16 protein-coding genes are annotated in these 14,409 nt (G+C 42.1%); 7 read left to right on the forward strand and 9 right to left on the reverse strand.

The annotated features are described in order from the left end of the window. From F9K33_09395 to F9K33_09430, 8 genes are all read right to left on the reverse strand, one after another. A partial coding sequence (locus tag F9K33_09395; GenBank protein ID KAB2879322.1) for a hypothetical protein occupies window positions 1-1,158 on the reverse strand: 1,158 nt, incomplete at its 3' end. A 1-nt stretch (window position 1,159) separates the two neighbouring features. Then, complete coding sequence (locus F9K33_09400) at window positions 1,160-1,825, reverse strand: DUF3137 domain-containing protein (GenBank protein KAB2879323.1); 666 nt, start codon at window positions 1,823-1,825, stop codon at window positions 1,160-1,162. 4 nt (window positions 1,826-1,829) lie between these two features. After that, on the reverse strand, window positions 1,830-2,825 hold the full coding sequence (trpS, locus tag F9K33_09405) for a tryptophan--tRNA ligase (GenBank protein ID KAB2879388.1): 996 nt from the start codon (window positions 2,823-2,825) through the stop codon (window positions 1,830-1,832). Window positions 2,826-2,906: 81 nt separating this feature from the next. Then, window positions 2,907-3,416 (reverse strand): HNH endonuclease, encoded by a 510-nt coding sequence (locus tag F9K33_09410; GenBank protein ID KAB2879324.1) that lies wholly within the window; start codon window positions 3,414-3,416, stop codon window positions 2,907-2,909. 147 nt (window positions 3,417-3,563) lie between these two features. After that, window positions 3,564-3,917 carry a DUF190 domain-containing protein gene (locus F9K33_09415; protein KAB2879325.1) on the reverse strand — a complete coding sequence of 118 codons (354 nt, stop codon included), beginning with the start codon at window positions 3,915-3,917 and terminating at the stop codon, window positions 3,564-3,566. A gap of 13 nt (window positions 3,918-3,930) precedes the next feature. Beyond that, window positions 3,931-4,302, reverse strand: a complete 372-nt coding sequence (crcB, locus tag F9K33_09420) for a fluoride efflux transporter CrcB (GenBank protein KAB2879326.1) — start codon at window positions 4,300-4,302, stop codon at window positions 3,931-3,933. 13 nt (window positions 4,303-4,315) lie between these two features. Next, window positions 4,316-5,185 (reverse strand): 4-hydroxybenzoate octaprenyltransferase, encoded by an 870-nt coding sequence (locus F9K33_09425; GenBank protein KAB2879327.1) that lies wholly within the window; start codon window positions 5,183-5,185, stop codon window positions 4,316-4,318. Between the two features lie 17 nt (window positions 5,186-5,202). Further along, entirely contained in the window at window positions 5,203-5,784 is a 582-nt protein-coding gene (locus F9K33_09430; protein KAB2879328.1) for a hypothetical protein, read from the reverse strand. Between the two features lie 144 nt (window positions 5,785-5,928). On the opposite strand from F9K33_09430, the gene xth reads away from it, so the two are divergent. The 7 genes from xth to ruvB all read left to right on the forward strand — a co-directional run bounded on the left by xth (window position 5,929) and on the right by ruvB (window position 13,654). Next, window positions 5,929-6,693, forward strand: coding sequence for an exodeoxyribonuclease III (gene xth / locus F9K33_09435; GenBank protein KAB2879329.1), 765 nt, complete (start codon window positions 5,929-5,931; stop codon window positions 6,691-6,693). A 128-nt stretch (window positions 6,694-6,821) separates the two neighbouring features. After that, window positions 6,822-7,688: an isoprenyl transferase gene (locus F9K33_09440; GenBank protein KAB2879330.1), complete on the forward strand. Its 867-nt coding sequence runs from the start codon at window positions 6,822-6,824 to the stop codon at window positions 7,686-7,688. After that, window positions 7,657-10,131: an outer membrane protein assembly factor BamA gene (bamA, locus tag F9K33_09445; protein KAB2879331.1), complete on the forward strand. Its 2,475-nt coding sequence runs from the start codon at window positions 7,657-7,659 to the stop codon at window positions 10,129-10,131. The genes F9K33_09440 and bamA overlap by 32 nt, the downstream gene beginning before the upstream one ends. 15 nt (window positions 10,132-10,146) lie before the next feature. Next, window positions 10,147-10,839 carry an OmpH family outer membrane protein gene (locus F9K33_09450; GenBank protein ID KAB2879332.1) on the forward strand — a complete coding sequence of 231 codons (693 nt, stop codon included), beginning with the start codon at window positions 10,147-10,149 and terminating at the stop codon, window positions 10,837-10,839. A gap of 41 nt (window positions 10,840-10,880) precedes the next feature. Then, entirely contained in the window at window positions 10,881-11,456 is a 576-nt protein-coding gene (locus F9K33_09455; GenBank protein KAB2879333.1) for an OmpH family outer membrane protein, read from the forward strand. Window positions 11,457-11,528: 72 nt separating this feature from the next. After that, window positions 11,529-12,551 (forward strand): UDP-3-O-(3-hydroxymyristoyl)glucosamine N-acyltransferase, encoded by a 1,023-nt coding sequence (gene lpxD, locus F9K33_09460; protein ID KAB2879334.1) that lies wholly within the window; start codon window positions 11,529-11,531, stop codon window positions 12,549-12,551. A gap of 50 nt (window positions 12,552-12,601) precedes the next feature. Next, window positions 12,602-13,654, forward strand: a complete 1,053-nt coding sequence (ruvB, locus tag F9K33_09465) for a Holliday junction branch migration DNA helicase RuvB (GenBank protein KAB2879335.1) — start codon at window positions 12,602-12,604, stop codon at window positions 13,652-13,654. 61 nt (window positions 13,655-13,715) lie between these two features. On the opposite strand, the gene thiE is transcribed toward ruvB, so the two are convergent. Next, window positions 13,716-14,351, reverse strand: coding sequence for a thiamine phosphate synthase (thiE, locus tag F9K33_09470; protein KAB2879336.1), 636 nt, complete (start codon window positions 14,349-14,351; stop codon window positions 13,716-13,718). Window positions 14,352-14,409 lie beyond the last annotated feature (58 nt).

Raw genomic sequence — 14,409 nt, forward strand, 5'->3', positions numbered from 1 at the left:
CACTTTTTCTTTATTAGCTGCGTTAGTTGTGGTTTCATCGTCTGAAGAGTTCTGGCCAAACTCCTGACCCTTTTCATTCGATATGTCATTAACAAGTACCCGTTCATCGTTTATTGGTTCAGTTACTTCCGTTACCGATTTGGTCAATCCAGTGTCCATTAATGCCTCTGTATATTCAGTCTCCGATTGCGCGTGATCATCGTCTAAAGCCTTAATGCCGTTCTCAACAAACTCAACTTTTATCTCTGCAGGCGTAGTCAACGTCTCCGGCGAAACTTCATCCTGACTCACATCAGAAACTGTCGATATCGCGTCGATGGTCGATTCAGTTTCAACTGTGTCATGCGAAACGTTTTTACTATTCATCAATTCAGTCAATTCGTGCAGGTCCGTTTCAACACGCTCTGCTTCCGGAATCATATCCTCTTGGAATTCCGATGCTTTGTATATCCAGATATCATCAAAAATAGAAGCTTGTTTAATGGCGATATCGGCCCTCTTCACAAGATCAAGTAGGGCGAGAAAAGTAACAACTATCTCTACCTTTGCCATATCTTCGCAAAGTTCCGTAAATAAATAACAAGTACGTTCTCTGAAAAAATTCATGATGTATTTTTGCTGATCTTCAACCGTCACATTGAGCCTCTCAATGCTGTGAAAAACAGCTATCGGCTTCTTTTCAAGGGCCTTCTTATAGGCGGCCAATAAATCAAAAAAAGATATGTCTTTTAGCCCAATGACTTCTTCCTCGTTTTGCGGCAAAAGGTCAAAATTGAAATAACTACGTCTATAGACCTGGCGCCAGTATTCGTCCAATTCCGACAGTGATTTAGAGGCTTCCTTAAATTGACGATACTCGATCAGGCGGCGGGATAACTCTTCCCTTGGATCCATCATATCTTCCTCGTCCTCTGCCACAGGATCTTTAGGAAGCATCGTCCGAACTTTTATCCGCATGAGCGTCGCCGCCATGAGAATAAATTCCGAAGCAATATCAAGGTTCAAGTCCTGCATTAATTGTAGGTACTCGAGATACGATTTAGTGATGCGCGCCAGAGGAATGTCATAGATATTCAGCTCATCTTTGCGAACAAAAAAAAGCAGGAGATCCAGCGGACCTTCGAAATTTTGTAGTTTTATTTTATATAAAGTAGTCATACTAATTTCTTCTGCGTCGATTCATTTCGTCCAGACGATCCGAGATGTCGCACATAAAATTAATTTTCTCTTCATAACGCAACATGTGTTTTTCGTCAATGATCGTCTCAGGCGCTTCATAGTAGAACCGATCGCCTTTCAATTCTACCCCAAATGCAGTGTACCGCTCTGCAAAATCCATGAATTTTGTAAGAAGCATTGGCGATAACATGGAACGAATCTTTTCTTCGTTATTAGATTTTACTATAAATTCTTTATCAAACGCTTCGTCGCCGATTGAAATATCCTGCATGCCAAATTTGGTTAGCAATGTTGTGAAGAACCCCTGTTCATAAACATTAAACTGAAAATCATCCGGGTTGTCGACGTGAAGCGTGAAAGCCGTATAGGTCTTCGATCTCCGGTTCTTGCCTGACCCCGACGAGCGGCTGAACATATATACTCGCAATGATCGTTTTCGATATACGCCGTTGAGCGAAGGAAAACCGCCAAAAAACCCTGTCGGAATAGAGGCCGGACAACCAAGCCTTTCTGCAAAAAATGCAAAACTTTTACGCAGTTTTCTTCTTTGCCGGACTGCAAGATATAAAACTAGAACAGGAATACAACTAAATAATACAAAAAAGCCGGCAAATATTATTGACTCATTTTCTAATAATCCGCCCATCCCCTTATTCCATCAAGTTCATTGAACGTCGAACCTGTTTGAGTGTGTCAGAGGCGATCGCGCGGGCTTTGTCTGAACCATCGGCGATGATCTTCTCTACTATATCAAGATTACTGACCAATTCTTTACGTTTTTGTCTAAACGGTTCTATCTTTGCAGAAATTTTTTCTCCCAGATTTTTCTTACATGCAACACACCCCAGTTCGCCCGATTTGCAGTTATTTCCAATTTCATCAACTTCACTCTTATTAAACACAGTGTGATACGTGAAAACGGAACAAATTTCCGGACGCCCCGGATCGTTTTTACGAACTTTATTCGGGTCGGTCACCATTTTTCTTACCTGCGACTGTACCGTAGCGTCGTCGTCGGACAGATAAATACAATTGTTCAGGCTCTTACTCATCTTCATATTGCCGTCAACACCGGGCAAACGCGGAGTAACGGTGAGTTTATGCTGCGGTTCAGGAAATTGGAAACCGGATTCACCAAACAAAAAATTAAACCGCCGCGCAATTTCCCTGCACAGCTCAATATGCGGTATCTGGTCCTCGCCGACAGGAACCGTATCGGCGCGGTAAACCAATATGTCCGCCGTTTGAAGCACAGGATATCCTAAATGCCCAAAATCAATTTTGGCCATCTCTTCGTCATTTGCATTCTCGATCAATCCCATTTCTCTTGCTTGTTGTTTGACTGCAGGATTTCTGATTAACCACGGCGTCGGCGTAATCATCGAAAAAAGTAAATGAAGTTCGGCATGTTCTTTTACCAGCGACTGAAGCATGATAATACTCTTATTAGGATCAATTCCCACGGAGATCCAGTCAATCGCAGTTTCTAGAATGTATTCATTTAGTCTGGAAGTATCTTTGTAACCGGTCGTCAACGCGTGCCAGTCAACAATTCCGTAGATAGTATCATATTCGCTTTGAAATTTAGTCCAGTTTTCTAAAGCCCCTACCAGGTGTCCCAAATGCAGTTTTCCCGTCGGACGCATCCCGCTGAATATTCTTGGCAAATGATTTAGCTCCTTCTTGTAAAAAAAACCTTGTTCAAATTAATAGAATTCGATACTCGATCACTTCATAAATAAATACTGCTTCCAGCGTTCATCCCGGACGCCCACATGTTTTTGTATGAAGCTCAAATGATGAGGTTTACGCGGATTGGTCATCAAGCGCATCTGCGCTTCCTCCGGAGTCATGTCGCCTTTTCGATTATTGCAGTGAATGCAAGCCGTTATCATGTTTTCCCAAGTGTCTTTTCCGCCGCGAACTTTCGGCATAATATGATCCACCGTCATCGAGTGCGTCTTGCTTCCGCAATATTGACATTCAAAACCGTCCCGTTTTAAAATGTTTTTTCTGGACAGCATGATTCCTTTATTCTTTTTATATATATAGGAATATATCCTGACAATGCTTGGAAAGGGATAAGATGAACGGACGGAACGTACCGCTTTACCTTCTATCACTTCAATAATCTCTGCCTTGCCCAAAAAGATCAATACAATGGCTTTTTTTACGTGACAAATGGTCATCGGCTCATAGTTCTGATTCAGAACGAGCACGTGGCCGCTTAGGGACATAGAAAAATCACACCCACTTTCAATGGTTTACACATTAAGTAGAGTTTTTACTAATGTTTAAGATACAGTAAAAAGAATCGTATGTCAAGAAAATGTTTTTTGTAACTCCCGCGAAATGCTGATTTTATGCCTGTCTACGATAGATAGTCAAACGCTACTCCTAGACGTATATTTGATGATCTCCACGCGCTCTAATGTCACCAACACACCGCAGTTTGACTCATTAATCATATTTTCAAAAACCGGGAGCGCTTCTTTAATCCTCTCGTCCGAATCGACGATCTCGATCAGCATTGGCAAATCTTCAGACAACCGCAGGATTTTTGCAGTGTGAATTCTGGAGTTTGCTCCAAAACCTTCTATGCCCCTTAAAACGGTCGAACCGGCCATACCTATTTCCTTAGCCTTTTCAACAATGGCCTCAAAAAGCGGTTTTGAATGGAATTTATCCGATTCCCCGACAAATATTCTCAGCAATTTTCCTTCGCCATCGATCTTCATAGTATACTCCCTTTCATATAATACGCGCTGTTATAAAACCCAACCAAACAGCAGTCAGGCCTATCAAAACGCTACTGATAATATTATACGAAGCGCGCATGAATTCTCCGTCTCTCAATAACGAAAACGTCTCATAACCGAACGTGGAAAAGGTTGTAAATCCGCCCAGAATCCCGACGGTAATAAATATTCTGAGCTGCGGATCAACAAAATATCGATTTTCAGTTAACTCCATGAAAAGTCCGATCAAAAAGCAGCCAATAATATTCACCGCCAATGTGCCGTATGGAAAACCCGTTCCTGCAAACTGATAGACAATGCCCTGCAGAGCATACCGACTAATCGCGCCGATTGCGCCCCCGATTCCAATAAGTATATATTTCATAGCTGCACGGCCCTTACACTAATAACCATACATCCGCTGCTGTAAATATAAAGTAGATCATACTGATGATTCCATTCATATTAAAAAAAGCCATATTGATTTTTGAAAGATCATGCGCGCGGATAAGGTTTTGTTCGTAAACAAGGATAATTCCCACGATCACAACTCCAGTGAAATACAGCCAAGACAACGCAAGCCAGAACCCAAGAATAATTAGAACAAGAAAAGCCATTGCATGTAACATCCTGGAAATGCGCAGCGCATTGACAACGCCAAATGTTTTTGGAATCGAGAACAGATTCTCCTTCTTATCAAATTCATAATCCTGACAGGCGTAGATAACATCGAATCCAGCAACCCAGCATACAACGCCGCACCCTAAAAGGAATGCCTGCCAACCCCATTCCCCCGTAATGGCAATCCATGCACCTAAAGGCGCCACGCCTAATGCGGCACCTAAAAACAAATGTGCAAAGGAAGTAAAACGTTTTGTATAAGAATAAAAGAAAACGATCGCCAGCGCCAGCGGTGATAATTTGAAACACAGATCGTTGAGACAATACGATGCTCCAACAAGTAAAAGCGACGAAGCCAGAACAAACAGAGTGGCCTGGGCTTTCGAAACAGCCCCGGTCGGTATCTCGCGGTGAGCTGTTCGCGGATTTTGTGAATCAATGCGGGCGTCCACAATCCGATTGAAACCCATGGCTGCGCTGCGTGCGCCCACCATAGCAACCATGATCCAGAATATTTTTTCAATAGATAGGTGAAAATATCGTGACGCAAGCACTGCCGAGGTCAATGCAAACGGCAGGGCAAAAATTGTGTGCGAAAACTTAATCATGCTACCAAAACGCACGATCGCCGAAATAACAGATTTCATATTTTATGCAGATGGGGCTAGTTGGGTGCGGTAAATTCGTCACGAATAAAGGCGTTTAGGTTCTCAAATTTCATTTTTGGATACCCGTGTTCCCTCGCTGCGTCAAAATAACGGCGCGCCGTTATTTCATCGTTTCGCAAAACATAGATAACCGAGAGATTAAAAAAGGCAACCGGATATTTTGAGTCGGTTTGAAGTGCCCGATTGAGAAATTGTTCAGCTTGCTCGAGGTTCCTTTTATATATATTGCATTTCCCTAGATAGGCCAATGCAACGGCTTCCACTTTGAATGAATATAACCCGTAGGAGAAGAACATCAGCCACTTGATCCATGGCGATTCTTCGACGTCTTTGAGAAACAGCTCGAATCGTTGAATGGCTTTGTCATAGTTTTTCTTTTCCAGGTTTTTGCGGCCTTTGAAAAAATCACGCCAATAATATTGAACTAATCTTCCCGGAACCAAAAAAACAAGCGCAATGATCAAAAGTTGGTATAGTTCCCAGTGAAAATTCGTTATCAGATATGCAAAAGCGATGAGTACAAGCAACAACACCGCAAAATATAGAACCCGGTTGCGTGCGACACGATGTTTAAACATAAGAACCTCTCCATTTTTACATTGTCATATACTAATATTTTCGACTCTTTTCAAGAATTTTTGTTGTTAAACAAACTCTTGCATTGAAAAATGCAGTACCATACATTATTTGGTTACTATTCAATTTTATACACCTGATGGGCGATGATTATTCTGTCGTGGAACGTTAACGGCCTGCGCGCCGTTTCCAAAAAAGGTTTCCTCCAATGGTTTGCTCAGGCTTCGCCTGACGTGTTATGTTTGCAGGAAATCAAGGCGCAAACCGACCAACTTGACGAGTCCCTGCTTCATCCGGACGGTTATGAAGGCTATTTCAATAGCGCCGAAAGAAAAGGGTACAGCGGCGTAGCAACCTATTGCGCAAAAAAACCTGTCGATTTTAAGAACGGATTTGGCATTGCAAAATTTGATTCTGAAGGACGCGTCTTGATGACCGATCACGGGGATTTTTTGCTATTCAACATCTATTTTCCAAATGGAAAAATGCGCCAGGAACGGCTGGACTATAAAATGGAATTTTATGAAGAGGTTTTGAAGTATTTTGAATCACTCAGGAAAAAAGGCAAGAAACTGGTTATTTGCGGCGATTACAATACCGCCCACAAAGAAATCGATCTCGCCCGGCCCAAGGAAAATGAGAAGATTTCCGGATTTCTGCCCATGGAACGCGCCTGGATGGATACATTAGTGGCTCACGGATTTGTCGACACGTTCAGGCAATTTAATAAGGAACCCGAACAATATACATGGTGGGATATGCAAACGTTTGCAAGACAGAGAAACGTTGGTTGGCGAATCGATTATCATTTTATATCCGAAGATCTTCTACCGCACCTGAAAAATGCGTGGATAATGCCCGACGTTTTGGGATCGGATCATTGTCCCGTTGGCATTGAACTCGTTTTCTGATGCCGATTACCGCCCTCCATCTAACCACAAAAATCCAATTTTCACCTTGCAATTTTTAATATCAATCTGTATATTTTTTTTCAATTTATACCGTATATTATACAATATTTTTTGGAGTGTTCCACGCCGTGTCTGCCCGCAATACTGATAAGTCCTCACGCAAGTCGGTCTTCGACGCCTTCACCCGTAATTTCTCAAAATCTAAAAAAGAAAAATTATTAGCCGAGGTGCAAGAAGCGGGTAATTTGCCGAGGCACATTGCGATCATTATGGATGGCAACGGCCGTTGGGCAAAAGAACGCGGCATGCCGCGAATTGCCGGACACAATCAGGGCGTGAAATCGGTGAAAGAAATCGTTGAAGCCTGCGGTGAATTAGGCATTGAGGCTTTGACCCTATACGCTTTCAGCCAGGAAAACTGGAAAAGGCCTACTTGGGAGGTTTCAGCTCTGATGAAGCTGCTGATGCGTACGATTAATAACGAGATCGACAACCTCAATTCGAACAATGTTCGCATTAAAACCATAGGCCATATTGAACTCCTGCCGCCTGAAACACTTAAACAAGTCCAAACCGCGATCAACATTACTAAAAGCAACACGGGCTTGGTATTGAATCTTGCATTAAGCTACAGCGCACGAATCGAGATCATGGATGCCGTCAAAAAGATTGCAAAGAACATAATTCAAAATTCGATTAACTTTGAAAAGATAGACGAAGATTTTTTTTCAAAAAACCTGGACACTTGGGATTTGCCCGATCCGGACCTGGTTATTCGAACGAGCGGAGAATACAGGATAAGCAATTTCCTCTTATGGCAGATCGCTTATTCTGAAATTTATATAACGGACACGTACTGGCCTGATTTCAGAAAACCGCAATTGTATGAAGCCATTCGCAATTATCAGAAACGGGAACGTCGTTTCGGGAAAGTAAGCGAACAGGTCAACGTCGAAAAAAAACATGCAAAAAAAACGATCCACGGCAAAAAATAAAATTGTTTACATCAGTGTGCTCAAATTCATTCACTCAACAACGGAACGGAAATTCTCATTAATGAAAAAATTGTTTTTGCATCGTCTGCCCATCGTGCTTGTTATGGCCCTGATCTCATGTCTTTTCACTGTTCACATTGCAGCGCAGACGCAAGGCTTGGCGGGGCGTCCTAAGATCGCTTCGATCAAAGTTGAGGGTAATCTCAAATCGGATGCTGAACTTATTATTATAGCCTCCGGCCTTTCTGTAAGTCAAGAATTCAATGCTGATGATATTACCAAAGCCATAGAAAACTTATGGGAAATGAACGTTTTCAAAGATATCCAGGTTTATGGCGAGCAAGTCGAAGACGGTATTGAGGTAGTTATCGTAGTGAAAGAATATCCAAGACTCGAATCGATGGACTTGGAAGGCCAGGACAATATTGATGAAGAAGACATTAGAGGTAAAATGGGGCTTTATACTTCGCAAACCGTAAGCCCCCAGCACATCAAAAAAGCAATCGAACGTATAAAAAGAAAATATGCGGAAGAAGGTTATTTGAATGCCGATGTGGAGATCACAACCTACGCTTCACAAAATGATTCCAACAAAGTCTTGCTTAAGATAAAAATCACCGAAGGAGCAAAAGTCAAAATTCGGGGAATCAACTTTTTTGGCAACTACTCCTTTGCCGACGCAAAACTGGAAGGTACCTTTGACGACACCAAATCCAAGTCCGGCGTTTTTCGGTGGTTTAAAGGAGGAGATTTCGATGAAAAAAAATACAGAGAAGACGTTAAGAAGTTAATTGCATATTATAAGAAAAAAGGGTACCGGGATTTCCAAGTTGTAAATGACTCTACGTATTATGCAAAGAACAAAAAAGATTTTTTTATAGATATTCACGTTGAAGAAGGCGTTAAATACAGAATTGGAGACGTTAGGTGGACAGGCAATACACTTTTTTCCAATGAAGAATTAAGCCATGCTTTCGGGTTCAGCCGTGGAGAGATTTTCAATCAGGAAAAATACGACAAAAACATGCAGGAACAGGTCAATGCGATGTATTACGATCGCGGCTACATCTTCGCTCAGATAGTTCCAATTGAAAAACCGGTCAGCAAAGATACGCTCGACCTTGAATTTATCGTAACCGAAGGTAACCAGGTATACATCGAGAAAGTTGAAATAAGAAATAACACCAAGACCAAAGAAAAAGTCATTCGGCGCGACGTAGTTGCATTCCCCGGTGAAAAATTCAGTCGCGAGGCATTGATACGATCCCAACGAAACCTTATGGTTCTCAATTATTTTGAAAACGTGATTCCCGATGTGCAGCCGATAAGCCAAGACAAGGTCAATGTCATCATGACGGTCACTGAGAAACCGACGGACACAGCAAATTTATCGATGGGATACAGCGCGCAGGACGGACTAATTGGGTCTGCCGGCGTTGCATTTAACAATTTCCTTGGCAATGGACAGATAGTGAGCTTGAATCTCCAATTAGGCGGCGCCGGATATAGGGTGTTTTCCGTCGGATTTTCCGAGCCTTACCTCTTTGATACCCGTACATCCTTCGGTGCCAGTTTCTACTTTTCACTTGACGGCAATCGTCGCGCGCAGTACGTTGGGTATAAACAAAGAAGTTTCGGCGGCTCAATCAGTTTCGGACGCAGGCTTAAATGGCCTGATGATTATTTCCTGGCAAACTGGTCGGTCGGTTACGCTAATTCAACTTTGAAACCGTTGAGTTTATCGAATTTATTCCCCCAGTTTACTTATGGTCAACAGCAGAGCCTGACTCTGACGCAGGTGATTCAACGTAACAGCAAAGATGCCGCTGAATTTCCAAAATCCGGTTCTGTTTACACATTGACAACCGACTTTGGCTTCGTTAGTATCGACACCTCCGGATATGCAAATGCAGTACGTGTATTGCCGCAGAATTACACGCGACATACTTTCCGAGCAGAAAATTATTACCCTACTTTATGGTCATTTGTTCTGTACACGGATTTTACCATGGGTTATTCACGAACATTTAAGAGAAATCCTTTAGTTGAAGAAATTCCTCAACTTGATCGTTTTTATATGGGTGGAAGTGCTTTGGATATAGGTTCAATTCAATTACGAGGTTATGGCGGCCGTGGCGTTGGACCGCAAGAGAGCGGTTTTGCCGCCGGCGGAGCTTCGATGGTAAAATACTCGGCAGAAATACGATTACCAGTCATTCCAAGCCCGACCATGTATATTCTGGGATTCGCCGAAGCAGGCAATGTATTTCGTTCACTGAGCGAGACTGATCCGTTTAAGGTGAAACGATCCTTTGGATATGGATTTAGGCTCTTTATGCCGCTGGTTGGAGTCATCGGATTGGACGTGGCTTATGGATTAGATAAAACGAATAAGAATCGGAATTTCCCACGTTTTCATTTCCAGTTGGGACAACAATTCTAATCACAGGAGTCTAACGTGAAAAAAAATATTTTCATCTTTTTATGCGGGATCGTTTTGCAATGTCCGGCTATTTATGCACAGAATAAGATCGCCTATATCGATTTTCAATATATCATATCCCAAGTGAAGTCAGCTGAAGATGTTCAAATCGAGATTCAGAAGCTGGCTTCAGATTGGACAAACGAAATTGTGGCCATGACGGACACTCTTACGAATCTTGAAAAGGACATTGAAACAGTCAGTCTTACGCTGAGTAAATCGGGAAGAGAAATACTCGAAAAAAGAATCAGTGATAAACGGCAGAAAATTGCTGCATTTCAGGAGCAAAAGTTTTCACCGGTCACAGGTGAATTATACAAGAAGCAGCAAGAATTACTCCAGCCGCTTATCGACAGAGTTCGCCGTGCCATTGATAATGTGAGGCTTCGTGAAAAAATAGATGTTATTTTTGACGTATCGGCAGGAAACCCGGTTTCCATCGACAAAAAATATGACGTGACCATTTTGGTTATAGACGAACTGGTCGCCGTTGGCCTTACTGTTAAGGAACAAGCCGTCAGCACCGAGTCGCGCACAAATATCCCCTCCGGTGGTCAACGAGAAATTCAATCCGGTTCAAGAAAAGTACAACCCGGCAAGGTGGAAGAAAAAGGTAAATCTCAGCAAATTGACGAGCCTAACAAACAAGAAAAAATAGAAGACAAATAGTAGTTTGCATCATATATTTAACATCCTAAGGAGACAATGAAGTGAAACGCTTAATCATGATACTCAGTGTTGTTCTGCTGGGAATGACGGCTAAATCAACCAGCGCACAAAGCAAGATCGGTTACGTCGATTCTCAAAAGATCATGCAGTCTTTAAAAGAAACGCAAGCCGTTCAAGCTAAACTGCAAGTGGAACAGGAAAAAATGGCCAAACAATTTCAATATCTGCAGGATTCTCTGGCAAATGCTCAGGACGACTTTGTAAATAATTATAAGAATAATCCTCTTATAAAAGAGAATATCAGACAATCCATTCAGAAAGGGATTGAAGAATTGGCGTATTATGTGCAGACTGCAGGCCAACGCTATAATGAAGAATTAGGTAAAAAGCAGCAAGAACTGATGCAACCCATTTTTGACAAAGTTAAGAAGGCCTTAGAAAACGTACGTAAGGCCGAAGGCATGGACTTTATTCTGGATTCTGCGTCAGGTATTTTGCTGGCTGAAGATACCAAATACGACCTGACGGAAAAAGCCATAAATGAATTGATAAAAATGGCCGGAACAACAACCAAAGATACCGGTGTAAAAGAAACCAAAGACACGGGCAAAAAATAGCAATTTTTCAATCCGTCTCATAAATGGAAACTCTTCCCGGAGAGTTTCCATTTTTTATTCACACGTATTATTATGATTTCATTTAGTCAAATTGCCGTTGAAATCAACTTAAATATTGTTGGCAGAGATATTTCCATCTCCAATATTTCAGACCCTGTTAAAGCGCTTGAGAATGAAGCCGTTTTTATTATCCAAAAAAAAACATTATATCATAAAAATATTATTCGCTCAAAAGCCTGGATCATAAATAAGGCGCTGTTCAATCCGGATCTTTCACAATTTTTAGAAAACTCGCAAATCAGCTACATCGTTTCAGACGATATTTACGATGCATTGTCCAAAGTAATCCGGTTATTCTACCCAAGTATGCAGTTGAAACCGTTGATTCATTCGTCGGCAGTCATAGATGAATTTGCAGATTGTGAAAAAACGGTGCACATAGGGCCGCACGTTACTATTGGAGCCTATTCTCATATCGGAAGTCGGGTAACGATCATGGCAAATTCTTTTATTGGAAATCATGTTCAAATCGGCGACCACACCATTATTTATCCCAATGTGACTATTTACGATAACTCATGGATCGGAAAGAACGTAATCATTCATGCGGGAACAGTTGTCGGTTCCGACGGATTTGGCTATTATAAACAAAATGATCGTCACCAAAAAATTCCGCATGTCGGGAAAGTAGTGATCGAAGATGATGTGGAAATTGGCTCTAACTGTACGATAGATCGCGGTACGTTGGGTGAAACACGCATTATGAGAGGTTCTAAACTGGATAATTTGGTTCAAATCGCGCACAATGTAATCATAGGCAAGAATACGCTGATTGCCGCTCAATCGGGCATCGCCGGAAGTACGACCATAGGCGACTGCGTTACGATTGCTGGACAGGTTGGCATCGTAGGACACATCACCGTGGGAAACAATGTTACCATCGGCGCGCAGTCAGGGGTCATTTCTTCTATCGGCAATGGAGAAACAGTTTCCGGATATCCAGCGCAGAACCATGCAGAATCTCTGAGAAAAGAAGCCTATATTCGAAAAATTCCGGATATACTTAGGAAACTTAAACAGAAACCTGATAAATAGTTTTGTGTATTGATTCACGCGTAAAATCTAATTAGATTTTAAAAAATTTTATGGAGATTGTTTTGGCGCTGCAACAAGAATCCGACGATATTATTCGCCCAAAGAAATCCTATGAGGATGTGGATCTTGATCTGTCATTGAGGCCGTCAAAATTCAACGAATTCGTTGGGCAGAACAAGATCATTCAGAATCTGAAAGTATTTATCGAGGCGGCAAAACTTCGCGGAGATTCCTTGGATCACGTTTTGCTTTCAGGGCCACCCGGATTAGGCAAAACCACGTTGTCTCATATTATTGCGCATGAATTGGGCGCCCAAATTCGCGTGACTTCCGGGCCGGTACTCGACAAAGCAGGTGACCTCGCAGGTATTTTAACCAATCTTGAAGAACGGGATGTATTATTCATTGATGAAATACACCGGCTGAATCCTATCGTTGAAGAATATCTGTATTCAGCGATGGAGGATTTTCAACTGGATATTGTAATCGACAAAGGTCCCAGCGCGCGAACTATTCAGCTGACTCTCCCCCATTTCACTTTAATTGGCGCAACCACCCGCGCCGGTCTGATAACCGCGCCGTTACGGTCACGATTCGGCATCAGCTGCCGGCTTGATTACTACAATGATGAGAATCTCACTGACATTGTAACACGATCAGCCGATATTCTAAATACGGAAATCAACAAAAAAGGGGCGGAAGAAATTGCAAAACGGTCCAGAGGGACGCCGCGAATAGCGAATCGGCTTCTGAAGAGAACGCGTGATTTTGCGCAGGTACAACAGCAAGCCATTATTGATAAGGCTATTGCAGATTACTCCTTACGTGCTTTGGAGGTGGACGAACATGGACTAGATGATATGGATAAACGAATACTGACGACGATTATAGAAAAATTCAACGGCGGACCGGTTGGTGTGGACAACATTGCCATTTCCGTAGGAGAAGAAGCGGGCACTATTGAAGAAGTATATGAGCCATTCCTGATTCAAAAAGGGCTTTTAAAAAGGACACCACGTGGAAGAGAAGTTACCCATCTTGCATACGATCACCTCAAATTAAAGCCAAGACGCAGTACTAAGCAAACCGACCTGGATATTTAGTTTTTTTTTGCAAGAATTCTGTGCAAGTTTCTACTCCAGATATTTTCATACAATATCTCCATTACACTTTTCTTTGTCGATCTATGATGGCACGTAAACACTCAGCAGTTTCTCGTGGAGTATCCGATTTCATGATTGATGAGATAACGGCGACGCCCGTTACGCCGGTTTCCATTACAGCCGCTGCATTAGAAACATCAATTCCGCCAATAGCGACAACCGGTAGCTTAGCGCACAGAACTATTTTTCTTACTCCTTCCACGCCAATGATTCCAGTAATATCATCTTTTGACACCGTTGGAAATACTGTTCCGGCTCCGACATAATCTGCGCCTTTTATTTCTGCACTATATGCTTCTTCCGGATTATGTGTCGAAATTCCAATTATCTTCTTATGCCCAAGAATTTTTCTGGCCTGTTCTATCGGCAAATCGCCTTGCCCCAGATGAACTCCATCAGCATCAATCTCACAAGCCACCTGAATGTTATCATTAATGATGAAAGGAACCTGATACTTCGACGTAATGACACGCACGGCACGGGCAATTTCCATAAATTCGTGAAATGTATTATTCTTGGAACGAAGTTGTACGATAGTAACGCCTCCCATTAAAGCTCTTTCTATGGTCTGAAGAAAGGGAAGACAAGTTGAGATTTCCGTATCGGCGATAAGATATAATGACAAGTTTGGTTTCATATAATAAAAAACTCCCGATATTTTACCGGGAGTTCTAATTTGTAGAATATTTCTGAGA

This window comes from bacterium (genome assembly GCA_008933615.1).
Lineage (GTDB): Bacteria > CLD3 > CLD3 > SB21 > SB21 > SB21.